At 70.2% G+C, this 24814-nt stretch carries 20 protein-coding genes; 12 read left to right on the forward strand and 8 right to left on the reverse strand.

The genetic code is table 11. The features are described 5' to 3' along the window. Window positions 1–4: 4 nt before the first annotated feature. Together AC07NB_RS04095 and AC07NB_RS04100 are read right to left on the reverse strand one after the other, a co-directional pair. The gene (locus tag AC07NB_RS04095; protein WP_494572129.1) at window positions 5–2638 is read right to left on the reverse strand and encodes a TonB-dependent receptor domain-containing protein; all 2634 of its coding nucleotides are present in this window, start codon (window positions 2636–2638) and stop codon (window positions 5–7) included. Window positions 2639–2716: 78 nt separating this feature from the next. Next, window positions 2717–4252: a beta-helix domain-containing protein gene (locus AC07NB_RS04100; protein ID WP_494572130.1), complete on the reverse strand. Its 1536-nt coding sequence runs from the start codon at window positions 4250–4252 to the stop codon at window positions 2717–2719. 294 nt (window positions 4253–4546) lie between these two features. Between AC07NB_RS04100 and AC07NB_RS04105 the strand changes: the two genes are divergently transcribed. The 6 genes from AC07NB_RS04105 to AC07NB_RS04130 all read left to right on the forward strand — a co-directional run bounded on the left by AC07NB_RS04105 (window position 4547) and on the right by AC07NB_RS04130 (window position 11882). After that, window positions 4547–5197, forward strand: a complete 651-nt coding sequence (locus AC07NB_RS04105) for a prepilin peptidase (RefSeq protein ID WP_494572131.1) — start codon at window positions 4547–4549, stop codon at window positions 5195–5197. Window positions 5198–5231: 34 nt separating this feature from the next. Beyond that, window positions 5232–8861, forward strand: coding sequence for a hydantoinase B/oxoprolinase family protein (locus AC07NB_RS04110; protein WP_494572132.1), 3630 nt, complete (start codon window positions 5232–5234; stop codon window positions 8859–8861). 61 nt (window positions 8862–8922) lie between these two features. Then, window positions 8923–9654, forward strand: coding sequence for a DUF969 domain-containing protein (locus AC07NB_RS04115; RefSeq protein WP_492312989.1), 732 nt, complete (start codon window positions 8923–8925; stop codon window positions 9652–9654). Beyond that, entirely contained in the window at window positions 9651–10616 is a 966-nt protein-coding gene (locus AC07NB_RS04120) for a DUF979 domain-containing protein (RefSeq protein WP_494572133.1), read from the forward strand. Before AC07NB_RS04115 ends, AC07NB_RS04120 begins: the two co-directional genes overlap by 4 nt. A 1-nt stretch (window position 10617) precedes the next feature. Continuing rightward, complete coding sequence (locus AC07NB_RS04125) at window positions 10618–11625, forward strand: DUF2891 domain-containing protein (protein WP_494572134.1); 1008 nt, start codon at window positions 10618–10620, stop codon at window positions 11623–11625. An 89-nt stretch (window positions 11626–11714) separates the two neighbouring features. After that, window positions 11715–11882 (forward strand): hypothetical protein, encoded by a 168-nt coding sequence (locus tag AC07NB_RS04130; protein WP_492312986.1) that lies wholly within the window; start codon window positions 11715–11717, stop codon window positions 11880–11882. Here AC07NB_RS04130 and pyrG read toward each other — a convergent pair. From pyrG to tpiA, 3 genes are all read right to left on the reverse strand, one after another. Further along, on the reverse strand, window positions 11879–13531 hold the full coding sequence (pyrG, locus tag AC07NB_RS04135; RefSeq protein WP_492312985.1) for a CTP synthase: 1653 nt from the start codon (window positions 13529–13531) through the stop codon (window positions 11879–11881). The two genes, AC07NB_RS04130 and pyrG, sit on opposite strands and share 4 nt — an antisense overlap. 146 nt (window positions 13532–13677) lie before the next feature. Then, window positions 13678–14106, reverse strand: a complete 429-nt coding sequence (gene secG / locus AC07NB_RS04140) for a preprotein translocase subunit SecG (protein WP_492312984.1) — start codon at window positions 14104–14106, stop codon at window positions 13678–13680. A gap of 157 nt (window positions 14107–14263) precedes the next feature. Further along, window positions 14264–15013: a triose-phosphate isomerase gene (tpiA, locus tag AC07NB_RS04145; RefSeq protein WP_492312983.1), complete on the reverse strand. Its 750-nt coding sequence runs from the start codon at window positions 15011–15013 to the stop codon at window positions 14264–14266. Between the two features lie 140 nt (window positions 15014–15153). Between tpiA and AC07NB_RS04150 the strand changes: the two genes are divergently transcribed. Together AC07NB_RS04150 and trpE are read left to right on the forward strand one after the other, a co-directional pair. Further along, window positions 15154–17112: a peptidylprolyl isomerase gene (locus tag AC07NB_RS04150; protein ID WP_492312982.1), complete on the forward strand. Its 1959-nt coding sequence runs from the start codon at window positions 15154–15156 to the stop codon at window positions 17110–17112. Then, on the forward strand, window positions 17109–18626 hold the full coding sequence (gene trpE / locus AC07NB_RS04155; protein WP_494572135.1) for an anthranilate synthase component I: 1518 nt from the start codon (window positions 17109–17111) through the stop codon (window positions 18624–18626). Before AC07NB_RS04150 ends, trpE begins: the two co-directional genes overlap by 4 nt. Here the strand turns inward: trpE and AC07NB_RS04160 are convergent. Further along, on the reverse strand, window positions 18602–18799 hold the full coding sequence (locus AC07NB_RS04160) for a peptidoglycan-binding protein (protein WP_291839937.1): 198 nt from the start codon (window positions 18797–18799) through the stop codon (window positions 18602–18604). The genes trpE and AC07NB_RS04160 overlap by 25 nt on opposite strands. A gap of 119 nt (window positions 18800–18918) precedes the next feature. Between AC07NB_RS04160 and AC07NB_RS04165 the strand changes: the two genes are divergently transcribed. From AC07NB_RS04165 to trpC, 3 genes are read left to right on the forward strand one after another with little or no spacing between them, the layout of a single operon-like run. Continuing rightward, the gene (locus tag AC07NB_RS04165) at window positions 18919–19509 is read left to right on the forward strand and encodes an anthranilate synthase component II (RefSeq protein ID WP_291839940.1); all 591 of its coding nucleotides are present in this window, start codon (window positions 18919–18921) and stop codon (window positions 19507–19509) included. A 1-nt stretch (window position 19510) separates the two neighbouring features. After that, window positions 19511–20548, forward strand: coding sequence for an anthranilate phosphoribosyltransferase (gene trpD, locus AC07NB_RS04170; RefSeq protein ID WP_291839943.1), 1038 nt, complete (start codon window positions 19511–19513; stop codon window positions 20546–20548). Continuing rightward, entirely contained in the window at window positions 20545–21336 is a 792-nt protein-coding gene (gene trpC, locus AC07NB_RS04175) for an indole-3-glycerol phosphate synthase TrpC (RefSeq protein WP_494572136.1), read from the forward strand. The genes trpD and trpC overlap by 4 nt, the downstream gene beginning before the upstream one ends. Here trpC and AC07NB_RS04180 read toward each other — a convergent pair. Next, window positions 21294–21818 carry a DUF805 domain-containing protein gene (locus AC07NB_RS04180; protein WP_494572137.1) on the reverse strand — a complete coding sequence of 175 codons (525 nt, stop codon included), beginning with the start codon at window positions 21816–21818 and terminating at the stop codon, window positions 21294–21296. The genes trpC and AC07NB_RS04180 overlap by 43 nt on opposite strands. Window positions 21819–21983: 165 nt before the next feature. On the opposite strand from AC07NB_RS04180, the gene lexA reads away from it, so the two are divergent. Next, window positions 21984–22676 (forward strand): transcriptional repressor LexA, encoded by a 693-nt coding sequence (lexA, locus tag AC07NB_RS04185; RefSeq protein WP_291839955.1) that lies wholly within the window; start codon window positions 21984–21986, stop codon window positions 22674–22676. On the opposite strand, the gene AC07NB_RS04190 is transcribed toward lexA, so the two are convergent. Then, on the reverse strand, window positions 22657–24771 hold the full coding sequence (locus AC07NB_RS04190; RefSeq protein WP_494572138.1) for a ComEC/Rec2 family competence protein: 2115 nt from the start codon (window positions 24769–24771) through the stop codon (window positions 22657–22659). The genes lexA and AC07NB_RS04190 overlap by 20 nt on opposite strands. Window positions 24772–24814 lie beyond the last annotated feature (43 nt).

The raw sequence follows: 24814 nt of genomic DNA on the forward strand, positions 1-24814 counted from the left end.
TGGATCAGAAGCGGGCGGTCAGGCTGACCGAGCCGCTGGTGCCCAGCTCATAGCCGTTGATGACGACCCGATTTCCGAGCTCCTGGTATTCAAGGAATTCCTCGCCCAGCAGGTTCCGCAGCTCGACCGCCACGCCGTATTCGCGGCCCGCGTAGTCGAAATCCTTGCGGAAGACGAAGTCGAGCTGGACGCCTGGCTCCTGGATCAGGTCCGGTTCGCCCGGACGGCCGCGCGCCGAGGTGCGCTCCGACACGAAGTTGGCGATCAGGGTCGCCTGCGAGCGGGCCGTGTCGTCTTCCCAGCCCAGTTGCAGGTTGGCGACGTGCTCGGACTGGCCTTGCAGGCGGCTGCCGTCGACCACGTAGAACGAGGCCGGCTGGGCGACGCCCAAGCTGTTCTGGGTGATGACGGTGTCGCCCGACCCGACGTTCACTTCGGACTTGGAGTAGGTGTAGTTGGCCTGGATCAGCCACCGCTTGTTGGCGATGAAGTCCATCTCCGAACCGAACTCGAAATACTTCTTCACCTCGACCTCGGCGCCCTGGATGGTCGCGTTGGGCGCGTTGAGGAAGGTCTGCGAGATCGACGAGCCCTGGTCGACGACGCTCGACTCGATGGGCTTGTCCAGGTCCTTGTAGAAGAGACCGGCCGTCACATACTGATCGCGGGCGAAGTACCATTCCCAGCGCGCGTCGATGTTCAGGATCTCGGTATCGACCAGGTAGGGGTTGCCGATGAAGGTCCGGTCGCTCTCGACGTCCGTGTACTGCTGCGGCGCCAGTTCGCGGAACTGGGGGCGGCCGATCGTCTTGGACGCGCCGAAGCGGAGCTGCATGTCCTCGGCGAAGTTCCAGGTGATGGTGCCCGCCGGCAGGATGTACTCTTCCTCGATCCGGGTCGGCAGGAAGCCGGTCGTGCCGCCGAACAGGTCGCGCGGGGTCACGGTCTGCTCGCCCTGCTCGGCGCGGACGCCGATGTTCAGGTTGACCAGCGGGATGATCTCCGCCGCCACCTGGGCGTAGGCGGCCTTGACCGTCAGCTGGCCGTCGAAGGCTGCGGCGCCGTTGGTCCCGGTGATCTCCTCGATCTGGAGGTACGGCCCGATGTTGATGTCCGCGAACAGGAAGTCGACGCGCGACTCCAGCTGATCGGCGCTCAGGCCGTTCGGGGCGATGAAGCGCAGGGTGCGCTGCTCGGATTCCCGGTTGTTGTCCGAATAGGCGACGCCGAAGGAGAAGACGGCTTCGCGGGCGTCGGAGAGCGGCAGGGTGTAGCTGACGTCCGCGCCGCCCGACACGATGTCGTCGTCCAGTTCGCTGAACGAGATGGCGTTGGTCTCGATGTCGTGGATCCAGTCGCCGGCCACGTTCTGGCCGTAGCCGAAGCGGCTCTCGTACGGCGCGTCACGCGAGGTCTTGGCGTAGGCCGCCCGCCAGTCGAACTCCCACTCGCCGGCGCCGCCGAAGGTGTGCTCGCCGGCCAGCTGGGTCGAGAACAGCTGACGCACGAACCATTCGGTGTTGTCGGTGCGGCGCTGACCGCCCGAGCCGTCATCGAAGCCCGCTTCCGAACGCGCTTCCTTGGTGACGTTGCGGACGTAGAGGTTGGTCCACTTCAGCGTGTTGGTGTCGCTGGTCAGGCTCAGGGCGCCGAGGAAGTTCAGGGTCAGGTCGTTCTGGTTCGATTGGAAGTCGAAGTCGTTGGCGGTGACCAGCTGGCCGCTGTCGATACGGCCCGTCTGGCGCACGCCGCGACGGCCGCTCCACTTGTTGTCGTACGAGGCCACGAAGACGCCGCCCAGCGTCCCCATGCCGGTTTCCATGTTCGTGCCGCCGGTGAAGCGCAGGCCGAAATTGGCGGGCGTGGTCTCACGCTGCAGCAGGCGCAGCGGCGCGTTGACCAGCGACTGGCCCATGTGGCGCAGTTCGGTAGCGGTGAAGTTGGCCGCCGAGATGCGCTTGCCGCTGCCGAAGCCGAGCTGGAGCGCGCCCGGGACATCGCGGGTGCCGTCGTCGAAGCTCGTGAAGTCGGTGCGCGAGCCGTAATAGATCAGCGATTCCTTGTTCGTCGTCTCCGTGTTGCCGCCGATCGAGGCCTGCATGCTGAAGAACGGCTGGCCCGGCGTGTCGATGGTGTGCAGGTCGACGACGCCGCCGCCGAACTCGCCGGGGAAGGACACCGAATAGGTCTTCTGGACCGTCAGGCCCGCCAGCACTTCCGACGGGAACAGGTCCAGCGGGACGACGCGTTGCAGCGGCTCGGGGCTGGGCAGCGGCGAACCGTTCAGCAGGGCCGACGAATAACGCTCGCCGAGACCGCGCACATAGATGAAGCGACCCTCGACGATCGACAGGCCGGTGACACGCGACAGGGCCTGGGCGGCGTCGGCGTCGCCGGTGCGCTGCAGGTCTTCGGCGGTCACGAAGGCGGCGACCTCGGGGCTCTCGCGGTTCGGCTGCGGGATATAGCGGCCCAGAACGACGACCTCGCCGAGGTCGGTCTCCGTGTCGACCGGCGGCTCGGCCTGCGCGGCCGGCGTCTGGGTCGTCGGGGCGGTCTGGGCCAGGGCGACGCCCGGCGCGACCAGGGCGGTGGTGGCGAGCAGAAGCCCACCAAAGGACATTTTCACGGTCTTCATGGTCTGCGCCTCGAAGGGATCAACGGAAGGGTTCGGTAGCCGGGCGGCGGCGGGAAGCCGCCGCCCGTCCATCCGTCGTCAGCAGGTCAGGCTGGGGGCCGCGGCGTTGGCCGCCTGCAGGCCGCAGGTCCAGCCCTGGTACCAGGTGTCCGCCGCGTTCCGCACGGCGCCGACGTAGGTCACCGCGGTGAAGAAGCTGTAGATCGCCGGGGCGTTGGCCGGGGTCACGGCGGTCTCGTTGGCGCCGTTGATGAAGGCCAGGCTCTGGGCCGTCAGGGTGGCGCCGGCCGGAGCCGTCATCGACGAGACGCCCGTCGCGGTGTTGCCGACGTTCGTGGCGTTGATGAACACCGCTTCAGTGGCGACCGCGTTGACGTTCGAGTCGTTCTCGTACGGACGGTTGCAGGCGAAGAAGACCGAACGGAACACCGGAGCGTTGGTGACCGTCTGGGCGTCGTCGATGTCCAGGCAGGCCGCGGCCGAGGTCGACGGGTTGGTGATCACCGAGTTGATGATCGTCGGCTGGGTGCCGGTGTTCAGCGTCAGCAGGGCGTCGGCGGCCACGGCGGCGTTACGGCCGACGATGGTCCAGTTCGAGACCTTGGGCTGGGCGTAGAAGGCGGTGCCCGACGGGGCGGCCGACCATTCGAAGCCGCGGCTGCCGTTGGTCACGGCCGTGGCGCGCTGGGTGATGATGCCGAACTGGGCGCCGCCGCGCCAGCCGGTGTCGGTGTCCAGGCCGTCGTCGTCGGCGCCGTTGATCACGATGTGGCTCAGGTTGACGGTGCCGCCGAAGATTTCGATGCCGTCGTCCGAGCTGTTGTAGGCCTGGACGTGGTCGATCACGGTGCCGGAACCGACGCCGGCCAGGGTCAGGGCCTGCAGCTCGTTGTTCGGCGAGATTTCGAAGCCCGAGTAGCGGATCTGGACGTAGCGCAGACGGCCCGAGTTATCGGTCGGGTTGTTGCCGCCGTAGTTGGCGCTGGTGCCTTCGACCTGACCGACGCAGGCGATGTTCGGCGCGGTGACGCCGACCGGGCAGACCGCCGTCGGGGCGCGGCCGGCGATGACGACGCCGCCCCACTGGCCTTGCGAGTTCTCGGTGGTGGTGCCTTCGACGTTGGCGCGGCTGGTGAAGATGATCGGGTTGGTCGCGGTGCCTTCGGCGAAGATCTGCGAACCGCGGTTGACCAGCAGGTAGTCCGAGCCGCCCGAACCGTACAGGCGCACGCCGGCTTCGATGGTCAGGATGCCTTGCTGGGTGCCGGCGACCGGCGCGGCCGGATCGGCGCCGCGGTCGTTGCCGACTTCCGTGCGACCCGAGATCGAATAGATGGTGCCGGCGCGCAGCGGCACGGTCAGGTTGCCGGTGATGGTGGTCGGCAGTTGGCAGGCGCGCAGCGTGCCCGCGGCGACAACGCCGACGTTGGCGAAGCCGGTGGGGCAGTCGGCGGCCGGGGTTCCCGGAGCCGGGGGCGTCACGCCGCCGCCGCCGCCCGTGCCGCCGCCGAAGTCGCCTTCGCCGGGCGAAGCCACTTCAGACGAACCGCAGGCGGCGAGGGTCAGGGCGCTGGCCGACAGGGCCAGCAGGGTGGTCAGTTTGAAGCCGGTCATCGTTTTCACCGTGTCTGGTCCAGAGGAACTCACGGCAGGTGAGACCGCGCGCCCATGCGCCCGATCCTGACGAAGCATCGCCCCCGCCTGCCCTGTCCGTGGTTAGGAGCCGGATATGACAGCGGGGCCGCCGAACCGTGACGGTTCGGTCGCCCTTGCGTGAAGATGTCGTCGCAGCTTGATGAAACACCGTCATGATACGGCGTAACCGTCACAATAGGTCCGACCCCATCGGCCTTGCGGCGCTTGGACGAGCCGCCTATCGCAACGGTCGCGGAGCCGGTCGGAGGGATCGTGGACGTCGTCACTGTCACAGTCGTTTTCGCCGCCGCGGGGTCCATGATCGGCCTCGCCCTGGCCTGGATCAGCGTCCGTCTTCCCGGATCGAGGCCGCGGTCCGGCGCGCATTGGCCGCTGAGACTGTCCGCCTTCGCCCTGGCGGCCGCCGCGATCGGCGCCTGGGCCGGGCTCTCGCAGGCCTCGGTGTCCGCCACCCTGCTGACGGCGATTCTGGGATGGATGCTGCTGCTGATCGCCGTCGTCGACGCCGAACATTTCTGGTTGCCGGACGAGCTGACCCTGCCCCTGGCCGCCGCCGGCCTGGGCGCCGCCCTGCTCCCCGGGGGGACAGGGCTGCTGAACGCCGCGATCGGCGCCGCGACGGGCTTCGCCGCCCTCTGGCTGCTGGCGTTCGCCTATCGGCGCCTGAGGGGACGGGATGGCCTGGGCGGCGGCGATCCTTTCCTGCTGGCGGCGGGCGGCGCCTGGGTCGGATGGATCGGCCTGCCGACCGTGCTGCTGTGGTCAGCGGCGGCAGGGCTCAGCCTCGTGCTCGCGCGCGCGCTCATGAAGAAGCCCCTGGCCGGAGACGACCGGCTGGCCTTCGGCGTCTTCCTCGCGGTCGGAATCTGGATGACCTGGCTGTTCGGCCCGCTCGGCCTCTGAGCACAATGGAGACCGGATGAGTCGGAGCAGCGGAATGGATCAGGCCCCGAGCGGCTGGCGCTTCTGGATCGACCGGGGCGGCACCTTCACCGATGTGGTGGCCCGCGCGCCGGACGGAACTCTGACGACCCGCAAGCTGCTGTCGGTCAATCCCGAGCAGTACGCCGACGCCGCCGTCGAGGGCGTGCGCCGGGTGCTGGGAGCGGGACCGGGTCCCCTGCCCGCCGGCCTGGTCGAGGCCGTGCGGATGGGCACCACCGTGGCGACCAACGCCCTCCTGGAACGCAAGGGCGAGCCGACCGTGCTGGCGATCACCAGAGGCTTCGGCGACGCCCTGCGCATCGGCTGGCAAAGCCGCCCCGACCTGTTCGCCCGCCACATCCGCCTGAACGACCAGCTCTATGACCGGGTGGTCGAGATCGACGAGCGCGTCCGCGCCGACGGGGCTGTGGACAGACCTGTGGATATCGAGGGGACAAGGCGTGGACTGAAGGCCGCGCGCGACGCCGGCTTCCGGGCCGTCGCCATCGCCCTGGTGCATGGCTGGCGCTTCACCGACCACGAGCGGCAGGTGGCCGGGATCGCCCGCGAGCTGGGCTTCGAGCAGATATCGGTCAGCCATGAGGTCGGGGCGCTGATCAAGCTGATCGGGCGCGGCGACACCACCGTGGCCGACGCCTATCTGTCGCCCATCCTGCGCGCCTATGTGGATAAGGTCGGCGGCGAACTGGGCGAGGCCACGCCCCTGCTGTTCATGCAGTCGAACGGCGGACTGACGGCGGCGGGCGTTTTTCGGGGCAAAGACGCCATCCTGTCCGGTCCGGCGGGCGGCGTGGTCGGCATGGCGGAAACCGCGAAGGTCGCGGGGTTCGACCGCGTGATCGGCTTCGACATGGGCGGCACCTCGACCGACGTGTCCCATTTCGCCGGCGAGTATGAGCGCACCTCCGACGCCGTGGTCGCCGGGGTGCGACTGCGGGCGCCCATGCTCTCGATCCACACGGTGGCGGCGGGCGGCGGCTCGATCTGCCGTTTCGACGGCGCGCGGCTGCGGGTCGGACCGGAATCGGCGGGCGCCGTGCCGGGGCCGCGCGCCTATCGCCGGGGCGGGCCACTGACGGTCACCGACTGCAATGTGTTGCTGGGCAAGCTGAAGCCGGAGCTCTTCCCCGCCGTCTTCGGACCGGGCGCGGACCAGCCGCTGGACGCCGACGCCGTGCGCGCGGGCTTCGCCGAACTGGCCGCCGAGGTCGAGGCGGCGACGGGCCGCGCCACCACGCCCGAAGCCCTGGCCGAGGGCTTCGTCACCATCGCCGTGCAGAACATGGCCGAGGCGATCAAGTCGATCTCGATCCAGCGTGGCTACGACGTGACCCGCTACGTCCTGAACTGCTTCGGCGGCGCGGGCGGGCAGCACGCCTGTCTGGTGGCCGACGCCCTGGGCATGACGACGGTGATGCTGCACCCGTTCGCGGGCGTGCTGTCGGCCTACGGCATGGGTCTGGCCGAGGTGCGCGCCATCCGGCAGGCGACGGCGGCGATCCCGCTGGAGATCGCTGCCGACGCCGAAATGGCGGCGCGGGTGGGCGAGCTGGCCCAACAGGCGCGGGCCGAACTGGCGGCGCAGGGCTTCGCCGACGACCGGATCACGGTGACGGCCCGGGCCGAGATCAAGTTCGCGGGCTCGGACACGCCCCTGAGCGTGCCCTTCGGTCCCGCCGACGACATGAGGTCCGCCTTCGAGGCCCTGCATCGCCGTCGCTTCGGCTTCTTCGCCGAGGGCAAGGCGCTGGTCGTCGAAACGCTGGAGGCCGAGGCCACCGGTGCCTCGGGCCAGACCGCCGCGACCGATGGCGACCCGCGCGAGCGGACGCTCGAGGCCGTGACCCGCACGCCGGTCTGGATGGCCGGGGAAAGCCACGACGCCCCCGTCTATCGCCGCGAGGACTTCGGACCCGGCGCCGCCGTCGACGGCCCGGCGGTGATCTTGGAGGACACCGGCACCACCGTGGTCGAGCCGGGCTGGCGCGCCGCCGCCGACGCGGGGCTGAACCTGATCCTGGAGCGGGTCGTTCCCCTGCCCGCCCGCACGGCCATCGGCGCCCACGCCGATCCGATCCTGCTGGAGGTGTTCAACAGCCGCTTCATGGCCGCTGCTGAACAGATGGGCGAGGCGCTGCGGGCCACGGCCTATTCGGTGAACATCAAGGAGCGGCTGGACTTCTCCTGCGCCGTCTTCGACGCGGGCGGCGCCCTGATCGCAAACGCGCCGCACATCCCGGTGCATCTGGGTTCGATGGGCGAAAGCATCCGCACCGTGGTCGCCTCGCGCGGTGGCGCCCGCGGGCAGGCCCGGGATGGACGCGGCATGAGGCGCGGCGACGTCTATATGCTGAACGCCCCCTACAACGGCGGGACGCACCTGCCGGACATCACCGTCATCATGCCTGTCTTCCTGGATGCGGATGAGGCGCCGGCCTTCTTCGTCGCCGCGCGCGGACACCATGCGGACGTGGGCGGCATCACCCCCGGCTCCATGCCGCCGACCTCGAAGAAGGTCGAGGACGAAGGGGTGCTGATAGACGACTTCCTGCTGGTCGACGCCGGGACGCTGAGGGACGCCGAGACCCGCGCCCTGTTCGCCTCCGGGCCTCATCCGTCGCGCAACGTCGACCAGAACATGGCCGACCTGAAGGCCCAGGTCGCCTCCTGCGCGCGCGGCGCCGACGAGCTGGCCCGCATGGTGGCCGAGTTCGGGCGCGACGTGGTCGCCGCCTACATGGGCCATATCCAGGACAACGCCGAGGAGGCGGTCCGCCGCGCCATCGCCGCCCTGAAGCCCGGATCCTTCGATCTGGAGATGGATGACGGCGCGATCATCCGTGTACGGATTGACGTGGATCCGGAGGCCCGCAGCGCGGTCGTGGACTTCACGGGGACCAGCGCCCAGCGGCCCAACAACTTCAACGCGCCGCTGTCGATCACCCGGGCCGCGACCCTGTATGTCTTCCGGACCCTGGTGGACGACGCCATCCCGCTGAACGAGGGCTGCCTCAAGCCGATCGAACTGATCGTGCCCGAGGGATCGATGCTGAACCCCCGCTATCCCGCCGCCGTCGTGGCCGGGAATGTCGAGACCAGCCAGGCCGTCGTGGACACGCTGTACGGCGCACTGGGCGTGCTGGCGGCCAGCCAGGGGACGATGAACAACTTCACCTTCGGCGACGCGACCCGCCAGTACTACGAGACCATCGCCGGCGGCTCGGGCGCCGGGCCCGGCTTCGACGGCGCGGCGGCGGTGCAGACCCACATGACCAACAGCCGCCTGACCGACCCCGAGGTGCTGGAGACCCGCTTCCCGGTCCTGCTGGAAGCCTTCGCCATCCGCCCCGGCTCGGGCGGGGCGGGTGCGAACCGGGGCGGCGACGGCGCTGTGCGGCGCGTGCAGTTCCTGGAGCCCCTGACCGCCGCCATCCTGTCCAACCATCGCCGCACCCCGCCCTTCGGCGCGGCGGGTGGCGAGCCGGGCGCGGTCGGCGTGAACCGCGTCGAGCGGGCGGACGGAACGGCGGAGACACTGGGCGCCACGGCGGAGGTCGAGATGGCGGCCGGGGACGTGTTCGTGATCGAGACTCCGGGCGGCGGCGGGTTCGGGAGGGCCTAGGGCTTCCCCAACCCCGCGAACCGCGCAACTCTCCGCCCGGGGACGAAAAGGGGGACGGCGGATGCTGGTGCTGCTCGGAATTGCGGTCGTGGTCGCGGGCTTCATCGCCCGGATCAATCCGCTGCTGGTCATATTGATCGCCGCCGTCGTTACGGGCGTATTGGCGGCGGTGACGACAGGGGCGGATCCTCGAGCCCTGTTCGACGCCGGCGTGGCGACGCTGGCCCGACTGGGCGAGGCCTTCAACGACAACCGCTACTTCCACATCACCTGGCTGATCCTGCCGGTCATCGGCGTGCTGGAGCGCGCCGGGCTGCAGGAGCGGGCGCGCCAGCTGATCGCCCAGGTGCGGGCCGCCACCGCGGGGCGGCTGCTGCTGGTCTATCTGCTGGTCCGTCAGGCGACCTCGGCGTTGGGCCTGACCTCGCTGGGCGGGCATCCCCAGATGGTCCGACCGCTGGTGGCCCCCATGGCCGAGGGCGCGGCGGAGGCCGAACACGGTCCCCTGCCCGACAAGGTCCGCTTCCGCATCCGGGGCATGTCCGCCGCCACCGACAACGTCGGCCTGTTCTTCGGCGAGGACATCTTCATCGCCATCGGCTCCATCGTGCTGATGGTCGGCTTCCTCGAACAGGCGGGCATCCGGGTCGAGGCCCTGCACATCTCCCTGTGGGCCATCCCCACCGCGATCGCGGCCTTCCTCGTGCACGGCGTCAGGCTGTGGCTGTTCGACCGGTCGCTGAAGCGCGACCTGGCCACGCCCGCCGCCGCCGATGCGGAGGCGGCGCAATGATCACCCTGCAGCACGCCTACATCCTCGTCGGGCTGATGTTCCTGGCCTTCGCCGTCTTCACGGCCACGGACCGGACCCACCCGACCCGTATCCGCAACACCCTGTTCTGGGGCCTGATCGCGGCCTCCCTGCTGTTCGGCGATCTGCTGGGCGGACTGGGCAACGGCCTGCTGGTCGTGGCGCTGGTGATCGTCGGCGCCGTTGGAAAGATGGGCGTCGGCCGGCCCGCGACCACCACGCTGGAGGAACGGCGCGAGGGCGCGGCCCGGCGGGGCAACGCCCTGTTCGTACCGGCCCTGATCATCCCGCTGGTCGCCGTCGGCGGGACACTTCTGGCCAAGTACACGGGGGCCGGGGCCTGGCTGATCTCATCGACACAGACGACCCTGATCGCCCTGGGTCTCGGCTGCGTCATCGCCCTGTTCGCGGCCATGGCCTGGTTCCGTCCGCCGGTCCTGGCCCCGGTGCAGGAAGGCCGCCGGCTGATGGACTCCATCGGCTGGGCGACCCTGCTGCCCCAGATGCTGGCCTCGCTGGGCGCGGTCTTCCTGGCCGCCGATGTGGGTGGAGTGGTCGGTCAGCTGGTCAGCCAGACGGTCCCCCTGACCACGCCCCTGCTGGCGGTGATCGCCTACTGCCTGGGCATGGCGCTGTTCACCGTGGTCATGGGCAACGCCTTCGCCGCCTTCCCGGTGATGACCGCCGCCATCGGCCTGCCCATCGTGGTGCACCAGTTCGGCGGCAATCCGGCCATCGTCTGCGCCATCGGCATGCTGGCCGGTTTCTGCGGGACGCTGATGACGCCCATGGCCGCCAACTTCAACGTGGTGCCCGCCAACCTGCTGGAGCTGCCCGACCGCAACGCCGCCCTGAACGGGGTGATCCGGGCCCAGCTTCCCACTGCCCTGCTCATGCTGATCGTCAATATCGGGCTGATGTATGCGCTCGCCTTCCGGTTCTGAGATGACTCACACCCTCGACGCCGCCACCGCCTCCCGCTTCGCCTCCGCCGCGCTGGGGCACGTCACCCTCGAGTATCCGAACAAGCTGGATCACGTGATGACCGGCAGGCGCGACGTGCGAGGTCCACGCGACCTGCACCCGATCTTCTTCGGCAGCTTCGACTGGCATTCCTGCGTCCACGGCTGGTGGACCCTGTTCACCCTGCTGCGGTTGTACCCGAACAATCCCGAGGCGCCGCGGATCTGGGCGCTGGCGAACGAGCTGTTCACGCCGGACAACGTCGCCGCCGAGGTCGCCTATCTGGCCCAGCCGTCCAGCCGGGGCTTCGAGCGTCCCTACGGCTGGGGCTGGCTGCTGATGCTGGCCGCCGAGATGGACCGGCACGACAGCGAGGACGGCCGCCGCCGCGCCGCCACCCTGCGTCCGCTGGCGCGGGCCTTCGCCGACCGCTTCCACGCCTTCCTGCCGCTGGCCGGCTATCCGGTGCGGGTCGGGACCCACTACAACACCGCCTTCGCCCTGCGGCTGACGCTGGCCTGGGCCGAGACCAACGATCCGGCGCTGGCGGCCCTGTGCCGCGAGAAGGCGCTGGCCTGGCACGCGGACGACCGCGACTGTCAGGCGTGGGAGCCGTCGCAGGACGAGTTCCTGTCCCCGGCCCTCATGGAGGCCGCCCTGATGCGGCGGGTGATGGCGCCCGAGGCTTTCCGGGACTGGTTCAACGCCTTCCTGCCGAAGGTCGGATCACAGAAGCCGGCGACCCTCTTCACGCCCGCCAGCGTCAGCGACCGGTCGGACGGGAAGATCGCCCACCTGGACGGATTGAACCTGAGCCGGGCCTGGTGCTGGCGCGAGATCGCCTCGGCCCTTCCTGAAGACGACATCCGCGCCGTCATCGCCGGTCGGGCCGCCGCGACCCACCTGGACGCCGCCCTGCCCCACGTCACCGGCGACTATATGGGCGAGCACTGGCTGGCCAGCTTCGCCCTCCTGGCGTTGCAGGCCTGACGAGATTCGACCTATAAGTGTCGGAAATCTATGTTTTTCTTGTAGCCCGGCATCGGATGAAACATGGTTATCCCAATCCGGGATAGAGCATGTTCCAGTCGCTACGCTGCAGGATCAGGGGTCACATCTTCGTCGACAGCCGCGCGCTGCCCGGCATGCAGACCTGCATCCGTTGCCGCGTCCGCCAGCCGTTTGAGAGCCTGAAGCTGGCCGCCTCCGCCGAAGGTCCGGCGCCGCTGGATCGGTCCGACGCCTAGACCAGCCGGCTCTGCACCACAGCCGCGGCGATGAAGCCGGCGAACAGGGGGTGCGGCGCGAACGGCCGGCTCTTCAGCTCCGGGTGATACTGCACACCGATGAACCACGGGTGGTCGGTGCGCTCGACGGTCTCGGGCAGGACGCCGTCCGGCGACAGGCCGGCGAAGACCAGCCCGGCCTTCTGCTCGATCGCCTCGCGGTAGTTGATGTTGACCTCATAGCGGTGGCGGTGCCGTTCGCTGATGGTGGTCGAACCATACATCTCCGCGATCTTGGATCCCGGCTTGAGCGTCGATTCATAGGCGCCCAGGCGCATCGTGCCGCCCAGGTCGCCGCCCTGCTGGCGCAAGACGCGCTGGTTGCCCTGGGTCCATTCGGTCATCAGGCCGACGACCGGCTCGGTCGTGGGGCCGAACTCGGTGGAGGAGGCCTTGGGATAGCCGGCCAGGTTCCGCGCCGCCTCGATCACCGCCATCTGCATGCCGAAACAGATGCCGAAATAGGGGATGTTGCGCACCCGCGCGAAGCGGGCCGCCTCGATCTTGCCTTCCGAGCCGCGTTCGCCGAAGCCGCCGGGCACCAGCACCGCATGCGCGCCCTGCAGCCGGGCCTCGCAGGCCTCAGGGTCGCCCTCGAAGGTGTCGGCCTCGACCCAGTCGATGTTGACCTTGACGTTGTTGGCCACGCCGCCGTGGTGCAGCGCCTCGATCAGGGATTTGTAGGCGTCCTTCAGGACCGTGTACTTGCCGACCACGGCCACGGTGACCTCGCCGTCGGGCTGCAGCCGGCGACGGGCGATCTCCTGCCAGCGCGACAGGTCGGGCGCCGGGGCGTCGGTGATGCCGAAGTGGGCCAGGACTTCCGCGTCCAGCCCCTCGCGGTGATAGTCCAGCGGCACGGCGTAGATGTCGGCCGAGTCCATGGCCTGGATGACGCCGCTTTCGCGCACGTTGCAGAACAGGCCGATCTTGCGCTTTTCCTCGGCCGGGATCGGGAATTCGCAGCGGCACAGCAGGATGTCGGGCTGGATGCCGATCGAGCGCAGCTCCTTGACCGAGTGCTGCGTCGGCTTGGTCTTCATCTCGCCGGCGGTCTTGATGAAGGGCAGCAGGGTCAGGTGCACGAAGCACGACTGGCCGCGCGGCAGGTCCTGGCCCAGCTGGCGGATGGCCTCGAAGAACGGCAGGCCCTCGATGTCGCCGACCGTGCCGCCGATCTCGACCAGCACGAAGTCCACATCCTCGCCGTCATCGGTCACGGCCGGCGTCAGGCAGAAGGATTTGATCTGGTCGGTGACGTGCGGGATCACCTGCACCGTAGCGCCCAGATAGTCGCCCCGGCGCTCCTTCTCGAGGATGGTCGAATAGATGCGGCCGGTCGTGATGTTGTCGGACCGAGCGGCCGACACGCCGGTGAAGCGCTCATAGTGCCCCAGGTCGAGATCGGTCTCGGCCCCGTCGTCGGTCACGAAGACCTCGCCGTGCTGATACGGGCTCATCGTGCCCGGATCGACGTTCAGATAGGGGTCGAGCTTACGAAGGCGAACCTTGTAGCCGCGCGCTTGCAGAAGCGCGCCGAGAGCGGCGGAAGCGAGGCCTTTTCCCAAGGAGGAAACCACGCCGCCAGTGATGAACACGTAACGGGCCATGGGAGATCACCTTACCGCTGATTCGGTCCGCCGGATCAGCGGCGACCGCGCAAACATGTGGAAGAAGGGTCGCGCGAAACGCGACCCTGAACTGCGAAGACTTTGAGGGCGGGAGAGGAAGGCGGGGAGAAGGTCCCCGCCCATCCTTACTGAGCGGGCGCCGGCTGGGCCGGGGCGGGAGCCGGGGCCGCCGAAGCGCCGGACAGGCTCGACTCGAGGTCCTGCATCGACGGGGCGGCCGGTTGGGCCGGGGTCGCCGGATCGGCGGCGGCGGCGCCCGGCGTGGCCGACGGCGGCGGAGCGGCCAGTTCGCCGACGGCGTCGGCGTCCACGATCGACCGGTTCGACCGTTCGACATTGCCCAGGATCGTCAGCGACAGGGCGCAGAGGAAGAACAGGAAGGCCAGGACCCAGGTGGTCTTGGTCAGCAAATTGCCCGCTCCGCGCGCGGTCATGAAGCCCGAGGGACCTCCGCCCATGCCCAGCGCGCCGCCTTCGGAGCGCTGCAGCAGGACCACGCCCGCGAGCGCGAGCGAGATGAGGATCATGACGACGAGGAGAATGATCTGGAGCATGGCAGCCGATATGTGTGGCGCAAACCCGCGCCGATCAAGCGGCGGCGTCTATCATCGTTGTGTGCGGTGGGCAACGACGGCGCGAGGGATGGGGTTGGTGGCCAGGGACGAGGGGTTCGCCGACGGCCGCAGCCGCCCGCTGATCACCCGCCTCCAGTCAGGCGGCGCGGATGATGCCCAGGAAGTCCGCGGCCTTCAGCGAGGCGCCGCCGACCAGGGCGCCGCCGACCTCGGGCGTCGACAGGATGTCGCGCGCGTTGTCCGGCTTGACCGAACCGCCGTACAGGATCGGCGGCGTGGCGGCGGCCAGGCCCAGGCGTTCGATCATCGCGGCGCGGACGGCCCGGTGGACCTCCTCGATCTGCTCCAGCGTCGGGGTCAGGCCGGTGCCGATGGCCCAGACGGGCTCATAGGCTACAGCGAACGCCTGACCGGCCAGCGCCAGCGGCAGGGAATGGATGACCTGGTCGCGCACGACCGCGACCGCCTGCCCCGCCTCGCGCTGTTGCAGGGTCTCGCCGACGCACACGATCGGCGACAGGCCAGCGGCCAGCGCCGCCTCGGCCTTGGCCAGCACCAGGGCGTCGGTCTCTCCATGGCCCTGACGGCGTTCGGAGTGGCCGAGAATGACCAGGCTCGCGCCGGCGTCCTTCAGCATGGCGGCGGAAATGTCGCCGGTGTAGGCGCCGGAGGTCTCGGCGCGGCAGTCCTGTCCGCCGACCTCGACGGGGCCGCCTGCACAGACGGCGGCCAGGCGATCGACCAGGGTGGCGGGCGGACACAGGGCGACCCGACAGGCCGCCGGTTCGGCCTCCAGCGCGCTGCGCAGGGCCTCCGCCTCGGCCAGGCTCGCGCCCAGCCCGTTCATCTTCCAGTTTCCTGCGACCAGCTTCACGGATTGTTTCATGCGCGCTTCTCTAGGCGGGGACGGCGGCCAAGCCAAGATGCGCGAACAGACGAAGCGTCGCCATCGTCTTGCCGTGCTGGCCCCTCACGCCCTATAGGCCGAGGTGGCCATTCTCGCCGCCCTTCCGTTCAGGACCGACCATGCTCACCGCGTTCCGCAAATTCGCCAAGTCCAAGTGGGCCATCGGCCTGCTCGTCCTGCTGGGTGTGGGCCTGCTGGTCACTGGCGGCTCGCAGATGCCGGACCTGCTGTCCAGCTTCGGGCCCAAGCATGTGATTTCGGCGGGCGAGCGCAGCATCGACGCGCCGGAGTTCCGCGCCGACCTGGACCGCATCCGCAATCAGGCCCAGGAACAGGCCGGTCGCCCCCTGACGTTCGAGGACCTGGTCGGCGGCGGGCAGCTCCCGGCCTATCTGGCCCAGCAGTCCGAGCGCCTCGGCTTCATGTCGTGGGCTGACAAGGTCGGCATCCGCCCCGGCAAGGAACTGGTCCTGCGTCAGATTCGTCAGGTCCCCGCCTTCTTCGATTCGGTCACCGGCCGCTTCGACCAGGGCGCTTACGTCGCCGCCCTGCAGCAGAACAACGCCACGCCCGAGCGCTTCGAGAACGAGATGCGCGACGAGATCGTGACCCGCCACTACGGCTCGGCCATCGGCGCCGGCGTGCGCCTGCCGCGCATCTACGGCGCCGTCCTGGCCAACCAGGCGCTGGAGACCCGCGACGGTCGCTGGTTCGCCGTGACCCAGGCCATGGCCGGCTCGGCCGCCGCGCCGACCGACGCCCAGCTCAACACCTTCATCCAGCAGAACGCCGCCCAGCTGCGCCTGCCGGAATTCCGCAGCGCCTCGGTGGTGCTGTTCGACAGCCCGGCCGACGGTCAGGGCGAGATCACCGACGCCCGTATCCAGGAACGCTTCAACTTCCGCCGCGACGCCCTGTCGCAACCGGAAACCCGCACCTTCGTGACCCTGACGGCGCCGAACAAGGCCGTGGCCGACCGTATCGCCGCCGCCCTGCGCGCCGGCCAGACGCCGGAAGCCGTCGGCCAGGCGAACAACCTGGCGCCCTCGGCCTTCACCGATCGCCCGCGCACGGCCGTGACCGATCCGGCCGTGGCCGCCGCCGTGTTCGGCATGACCCCGGACCAGGTGTCCGACCCCGTCCAGGCGCGCGTCGGCTTCGTCGTCGCCAAGCTGACCGGCGTGAAGCCGGGCCGCCCCTCGACGCTCGCGGACGTCCGCGCCCAGGTCGTCGAGGAACTGCGCCAGGAAGACCGCCGCGCCGCCGTCTATCGGCGCGTCGAGGCCTATGACAAGGCGCGCAAGGACGGCAAGACGCTGGAAGCCGCGGTCACCGAGGTCGGCGCCCGCATCCTCGCCGTGCCGCAGGTGACCCAGGACGGCCGCAGCATTCAGCAGCCGAACTTCCGCGCGCCGCCCCAACTGCTGGAAGCGATGTGGAAGCTCGGCCGCAACGGCGAGAGCGAAGTCATGGAAGCCGGTCAGGGCGAATATTTCGTCGTCCGGATCAACGAGATCGTGCCCCCGGCCCTGCCCTCGCTGAGCAACCCCAGCTTCCGCTCCGAACTGGCCGCCAACTGGATCGCCCGCGAGAACAACCGCCTGCTCAACGCCCGCGCCAACGCCCTGGCCGGCCGCATCCGCGGCGGCGAGGACATGGCCGCCGTCGCCCGCTCGGCCGGCGCCACGCTGCAGACCGCCGCCAACATCGGCGCCCAGGACCAGTCCGCGGGCCAGGGCGTCGTCCAGGGCCTGTTCTCCACGCCGCGCGGCCAGGTCTTCTCCCAGCAGCAGGCCGCCGACAGCTTCGTCATCGGCCGTACGGACGCGATCACGGCGCCCAACCCGACCCTGGCCGCCGGCCCCGCGGACCAGTTCCGGGCCCGTATGGCCGGGGACAACCTGAACGCCGTCGGCGAGGCCGCCATCAAGGCCGCCGCGGCCCGCGTGAACGCCACCTTCAGCGAACCGCAGGCCCGCCTGGCCCTGGGCCTGTCGGAAGTCGCCCCGGCGACCCCGGCCGGCGGCGCCGCTGGAGCCGCCGCTCCGCGCGGTCCGGCCCCCGCCCCGGCGCAATGACGACGGCGGACCTCTCCGCCGCCTTCTCCGACTTCCGCGACGGCTGGTCCTCGGGCCGGCCGCAGGTGGTCGTCCGCCGGCTGGTCGATGATCTGGAGACTCCCGTCTCCGCCTTTCTGAAGGTCGGGCGGGGCCGGTCCCACGCCTTCCTGCTGGAGTCGGTCGAGGGCGGCGCCGTCAACGGCCGCTATTCGATCATCACGCGCGAGCCCGACGTCGTCTGGCGCTGCCGCGACCGCCGGCCGGAGACGGCCCGCGGCGCGGATATCGCGGCCGACCGCTACGCTCCCGACGGCGAGGATCCGCTGGCCTCGCTGCGCGCCCTGATGGCCGCCTCGCGCTTTGAACTGCCCGAGGACCTGCCGCCCATGGCCGCGGGCCTGTTCGGAGTGTTCGGCTACGACATGGTCCGCCTCCTGGAGCCGCTGGGCGCGCCCAACCCGGACCCGCTGGACCTGCCCGACGCGGTCCTGACCCGTCCCGCCATCGTCGGCATCTTCGATTCGGTGAAGCACGAGATCGTCCTGGTCTCGGCCGCCTATCCGGACAGCGGACAGGACGCCCGCGCCGCCTGGGACGCCGCCGTCGAGCGTCTGGACCGGTTCGAGGCTGACCTGCGCACGCCCCTGCCCGCCCTGCCCGCGCCGGTCGAGGCCGCCGGCCCCGCCTTTGTCTCGCCGGTCGATGAAGCCGCCTTCGGCGTCATGGTCGCCCGGGCCAAGGAGTACATCGCCGCCGGCGACATCTTCCAGGTCGTACTCAGCCACCGCTTCTCGGCGCCGTGGGACGCGGACCCGCTGGCCTTCTACCGCGCCCTGCGACGTCAGAACCCCTCGCCCTATCTGTTCTTCCTCGACTTCGGCGACTTCCAGCTGGCCGGGTCCAGCCCGGAGATCCTGGTCCGGCTGAAGGACGGCCGGGTGACCATCCGTCCGCTGGCCGGCACCCGTCCGCGCGGCGAGACGCCCGAGGCCGACCGGGCGCTGGAGGCCGAGCTGCTGGCCGATCCCAAGGAGCGGGCCGAGCACCTGATGCTGCTGGACCTGGGCCGCAACGACGTGGGCCGGGTGTCCGCGCCGGGCACGGTCGAGGTCACCGAAAGCTTCAAGGTCGAGCGCTACAGCTCGGTCATGCACATCGTCTCGGATGTGCAGGGCATGGCCGATCCCAAACTGGACGCGGTCGACACCCTGCTGGCCGCCCTGCCCGCCGGCACCCTGTCGGGCGCGCCGAAGGTGCGGGCGATGGAGATCATCGACGAGCTGGAAGAGGTGAAGCGCGGCGTCGGCTACGGCGGCGGCGTGGGCTATATTTCGGCGGGCGGCGAGGCGGACATCTGCATCGTCCTGCGCACCGCCCTGTTCGCCGACGGCCAGATCCATGTGCAGGCGGGCGCCGGCGTCGTCGCCGACAGCGATCCGGCGGCGGAATATGCCGAAACCCGGGCCAAGGCGCGCGCGCCCATGCGGGCGGCGGACGAGGCCTGGCGCTATCCGTTCGGCAACAGGGCCTGATCGATCGGCGGTGCGTCCTGGAAGCGGACGCCCGGCCCGAGGATCATCACCCCGGCCATCAGCACCGCCGCCGTCGCGGCCAGGGCCGCCGCGCCGAGCGCGGGCCATGGGCTGCTCCGCGTCGCCGCGGGATCGGTCAGCAGGATACGCGCCTTCTGGATGCCGTCGGCCATTCGAGCCTCCCCGTTCGAAGAGTCCCAATTCGATCCAATACGGTTAACGCAGTCTTACCGGCCTCCTGAGACGCCTTGGGCGCTTGGCGCGGCGGGCCGTAGTCCCTAGAAGCCAAGTCATGATCCTCGTCGTCGATAACTACGACAGCTTTACCTACAACCTCGTCCACTACCTGGCGGAGTTGGGCGCGGAGACGCGCGTCGTGCGCAACGACGACCTGACCGCCGCGGAGGCCTGGGCCCTGAAGCCCGAGGCCGTGCTGCTGTCGCCCGGTCCGTGCACGCCCAACGAGGCCGGCGTCTGCCTGGCCCTGATCGACACCGCGCCTCTGGACATGCCGATCTTCGGCGTCTGCCTGGGCCATCAGGCGATGGGTCAGGCGTTCGGCGGCGATGTGATCCGCGCCAAGGCCCTGATGCACGGCAAGACCTCGCCGATCCTTCACGAGGGCAAGAGCGTGTTCCGCGGCCTGCCTTCGCCGTTCACGGCCACGCGCTACCACTCGCTGGCGGTGAAGCGGGAGACCCTGCCGGACGTGCTGGAGGTCACCGCCTGGACCGCCGACGGCGAGATCATGGGCCTGGCCCACAAGACCCGCCCCATTCACGGCGTGCAGTTCCATCCGGAATCGATCGCCACCGAACACGGCCACGACCTGCTGGCCAACTTCCTGGACCTCGCGGGCGTGAAGCGCCGGGCGATGGTCTGAGGTGGCCGACACCTTCAAGCCCCTGCTGGCCAAGCTGGTCGACGGCAAGACCCTGTCGGACGCCGAGGCGCACGCCTTCTTCGCCGCCTGCCTGCGCGGCGAGCCGACCCCGGCCCAGGTCGCCGCCGCCGTCACCGCCCTGCGCATCCGCGGCGAGACGGTGGGCGAGATCGCGGCCTTCGCCACCGCCATGCGCGAGGCGGCCCTGACGCTGGATCACCCTTGGGATGTCATCGACACCTGCGGCACCGGCGGCGACGGCCAGCACACCTTCAACATCTCCACGGCGGCGGCGCTGGTGCTGGCGGGCGCGGGCCTGAAGGTCGCCAAGCACGGCAACCGGGCGCTGAGCTCGAAGTCCGGCTCCTCCGACGTGCTGGCGGTGCTGGGGGTCAATCTGCAGGCCGGCCAGGCCCAGCAGCTGCGCGCGCTGGACCGGGCGGGGATCGCCTTCCTGTTCGCCCCCTCCTACCACGGCGCCATGCGCCACGTCGGGCCGGTGCGGGCCGAGATCGGCTTCCGCACCGTGTTCAACCTGCTGGGCCCGCTGTCTAATCCGGCCCAGGCGAAGCGGCAGGTGATGGGCGTCTACGATCCCCGTCTGTTGGAGCCCCTGGCCGAGGTGCTGGGCCGCCTGGGCGCCGTGCGGGCCTGGACCGTGCACGGCCAGGGCCTGGACGAACTGACCGTCACCGGCGAGACCGAGGTGGCCGAATGGAAGGATGGCGCCGTGCGCCGCTTCACCGTCACGCCCGAGGACGCCGGACTGGCCCGCCACGACCTCTCTGCAATCCGCGGCGGCGACGCCGAGGCGAACGCCGCCGCCCTGACCGCCCTGCTGGACGGGGCCAAGGGCGCCTATCGCGACGTGGTGCTGCTGAACGCCGCCGCCGGGCTGGTCGTGGCCGACAAGGCCGCCGACCTGGCCGAGGGCGCGGCCCAGGCCGCCGCCGTCATCGACGACGGTCGCGCGGCCAAGGCCCTGGCCGAACTGGTCGCCGCCACCAACACCCCCATCGAGGAAGAGGAGCCGGCGTGACCGACGTGCTGGACCGCATCGCCGCCTACAAGCGCGAGGACGTCGCCGCCCGCAAGGCCGCCCTGTCGCAGGACGCGGTCGAGGCGCGCGCCGCCCTCGTCTCCGCCCCGCGCGGCTTCCGCGCCGCGTTGGACAACCACGTCATCGAGACCGGTCGCCCGGCCCTGATCGCCGAGATCAAGAAGGCCAGCCCGTCCAAGGGACTGATCCGCGCCGATTTCGATCCGCCGGCATTGGCGAAGGCCTATGAGCGCGGCGGAGCGACCTGCCTGTCCGTGCTGACCGACGGCCCCAGCTTCCAGGGCGACGACGCCTATCTGGCCGCCGCCCGGAACGCGGTCGCCCTGCCCTGCCTGCGCAAGGACTTCCTGGTCGATCCTTGGCAGGTGGCCGAGAGCCGGGCCTTGGGCGCCGACTGCATCCTGATCATCCTGGCCATGATCGACGACACGCTGGCCGCTGAACTGCTGTCAGAGGCCGAACGCTTCGGCATGGACGCCCTGATCGAGACCCACGACGAGGCCGAGATGGCCCGCGCCTGCAAGCTGGGCGGCGATCTGGTGGGGGTGAACAACCGGTCGCTGCGGACCTTCGAGGTCGATCTGGAGACCACCGAGCGGCTGGCCATGCTCAGCCCCGTCCGCGCCCTGCTGGTAGCCGAGAGCGGCATCTTCACCCCGGACGACGTGCAGCAGGTCAGCGACGCCCACGCCCAGGCCATCCTTGTCGGCGAAAGCCTGATGCGTCAGGACGACGTGGAAGCGGCGACCCGGGCGCTGCTGGCCTGATCGGCCGCTTCGCGCGGATCCGGCCCATACCGGTTCGCACCCTTCTGACCCGGCCGCAGCAGCAGTATCAGGAACGTCAGCGCCAGCACCATCATGCACAACTCGAGGCCCTGAACGAACGACCGCTCGGTCAGCCATTGCGGGTTCAGGACCGCGAAGGTCGCCCGGTAGGATTGATACAGGCCCACCGCCGGTAGCGGCAGGATGATCGGCGTGAACCAGCCCGACAGGCCCTGATCGTGCAGCCGGCGGCAGAAGAGGGCGATGAACGGCAGGCAGACCAGCGTCTTCACCGTCGCGCCGACCCACCAGCTCACGTCCCACGCCAATGGAGTGATCAGCGCCAGGGCGATCAGCTGGACCAGAACCATGGCGATCCAGAGATGGAAGACGTCCACGATCCGCGAACGGCCCCGAAACCGCATCATGCCGGTCGTGGAGTCCAGGACAGATCGCCAGGCGTCGTTCAGCCTCTCTCGCATCTTCGCCTCCCGCAGCTTGGCCCCTGTCGTGTCATCGCCGTCTTGGGTTCGCAATGGCGCCGCTTCGGTAACCCTGCCTTAACCGGAACACCTCAGGAACAGTTTCTGGACGTTTGCGGTTTGTTCCGCTAGCGTTCTGGAAACCGGATTCGCCTCGAGGACGTCATGCTCACGCGCAAACAGCACGAACTGCTCATGTTCATCCACGAGCGGATTCAGGAGACCGGCGTGTCTCCGTCCTTCGACGAGATGAAGGAGGCGCTGGATCTGGCGTCCAAGTCGGGCATCCACCGCCTGATCACGGCGCTGGAGGAACGGGGCTTCATCCGCCGCCTCGCCCACCGGGCCCGTGCGCTGGAGGTCACCAAGCTGCCGGAACAGGCGACGCAGGGCGCGCCGCGCGGTCATGCGGGCTTCAAGCCGGGCGTGATCGAGGGCGGCGGCCGTCCGCAGGCCGCCGAACCGGCGAACGACACCCGCGAACTGTCGCTGATGGGCAAGATCGCGGCGGGTACGCCCATCGACGCCATCGAGCACGAGACCGCCCGCTATCCGGTGCCGGAGGCCATGCTGGGCTCCGGCGAGCATTATCTGCTCGAGATCGAGGGCGACTCGATGATCGAGGCCGGCATCCTCAACGGCGATCTGGTGATCATCAAATCGACCGAGAACGCCTCGTCCGGCGAGATCGTCGTGGCCCTGGTCGAAGGCGAACAGGCCACGCTGAAGCGCCTGCGCAAGAAGGGCGCCTCCATCGCGCTGGAGCCCGCCAACCGCAACTACGAGACCAAGATTTACGGCTCGGACCAGGTCGCGGTTCAGGGCAAGCTGGTCGGCCTCATCCGCCGGTATCACTAAGCGCGTCGCCGAACCGGCTCCACGGCCGATCGCCACGCACATCTGACACCCACAGGGCTCGCCAGCGGTTCGCCGCGGCGGGCCCTTCGCGTTTCAGCTCCACCGCCCCGCCCCGGGCGTAGTCCAGCCCGTCCAGCACCAGCCGCCCTTCGCAGGACGGCGGAAGCGCGGCCAGTTCGCCCCGCACGCTGACGACCGGCGCTGACCGGCACAGGGCGTCCAGCTGCTCCGCCGACGGCGCGCGGCGGCCCCACCACAGGGCTGCGGGACCGGAGGTCTCCGGCGCGCAGGAGAACCGGCCGCAGGTCCAGCGTTCCGCGGGCCGATCGACCGCCTGCAGCCCGCGCCGCCGGGTCCAGACATCGACCGCGAACTGGCGCACGCCGGGCCGGACGATCACGGCCTGCCGGTCCTGAACAAAGGCCGCCTGCGTGCCGGCGTCGCCGATCCACAGGTCCGGCGCCGGGTCGCGCGGCCAGATCAGCACCGCGCAGGCCAACGGCAGGCCCAGCCACCGCAGCGGCCCGCGCCACAGGCAACAGAACAGCACCCCGAGGAAGGCGATGGGCAGGACGATGTCCGGCGCGCTGGCGATGGTCCGCACTGCACCCGGCAAACCCGCAACCCGTTCACCGATGGCCAGCATCAGGTCGATGCCCCGCGCCGCCAGCCACAGGAAGGGCGCGCCCAGCCCGATCGGCTCCAGCAGGGCGCCCAGGGCCAGGGCGGGCATGATCAGGAAGTCCGACAGCGGCGCCGTCGCCAGATTGGCCGCCAGCCCGTACATGGCCGAGCGGTTGAAATGCTGCATGGCGAACGGCCCTGTCGCCGCCCCCGCCACCAGACTGGCCAGCACCGCCGCCCCGACCCAGGCGCCGGTCCGCTGCACCATCAGGATCGGCCACGGCGTCGAAATCTCCCTGGGACGGTGCGGCCAGGCCTCGACCAGAGCGACCAGCGCCGCCGTGGCCGCGAAGGACATCTGGAAGCCGGGTGTGACGATGGCCTCGGGCTGGAGCAGCAGGACCACCAGGGCCGCCACCGCCAGCGCGTGCATGGTGATCGCCTGCCGGTCCAGCAGGACCGCCAGGAAGGCGATGGAGGCGGTCACCGCGGCCCGCTCCGCCGGCGGCGGCGCGCCGGACACCACCAGATAGGTCCCGACCGCCAGCAGGCCCGCGACGGCCGCCGCCTTCTTGCCCGGCACGCGTAGCGCCAGCCAAGGCCAGGCCGCGATCAGCAGCCGCACCAGAAAGAAGGCGAAGCCGCCCACCACCGCCATGTGCAGGCCCGAGATCGACAGGATGTGCGCCAGCCCGGAATCGCGCATGACATCGACTTCGGCGGGATCCAGCCAGGCCTCGTGGCCCGTGGTCATGGCCGCCGCCACCCCGCCCGCGCGCTCGCCCTGCCGGGCCACGATCCGCTGGGCCAGGTCGAAGCGCATGGCGTTGACCCACATCACCAGGCGCAGCCGCCACGGGGCCTCGGACAGGACCGCCGTCCGCGTCTCGCCGAGCGCGAACGCCACCCCGCCGATCCTCTGAAAGAAGGCCGTGCGGCCGAAATCATAGGCCCCGGGGCTGGCGGGCGCGGGCGGCGGATTGAGGATGGCGAACAGGCGCACGGCCTCGCCGGGCTCGGGCGCCACGCCCTTCACCGTCGCGCGGATACGCACGGGCGTCTGCTCCGGCTCAAGCCCGCGGATGCGCACCGGGGCGACGATGATGCGCGGCCCCGCCGCGCCGGGGCTGTCGACATCCACCACCCAGCCCTCGATCACCGTCGGCCCGTCCATGGCGGGCGCTATGGGCGCGCTGACGGCGTCGGTGCGCAGCTTGGCCGCCGCCAGTCCGAGGGCGAAACAGGCCAGCATCAGCAGGCACAGGCTGACCACACGCGCCGCATGCAGCCGCCGCCCCATGAGCCAAGCCAGCGAAGCCAGACCCGCAAAGGCCAGCAGCGGCCACAGCGGCGGCTCGGCCTTGAAGGCGAAATAGGTCGCGCAGCCCGCGCCGAACGCCACCGGCGTCCACAGTCGCCAGCGCAGGGTCTGCGCCTTGATCTGGGCGCGCAGGAAACCCGCGATCCTCACCCGGGCGCTAGGCTTTGCGGCAGGCGGGGGTATAAGGGCGACC

Source organism: Brevundimonas sp. GW821-FHT09G01, from assembly GCF_059416065.1.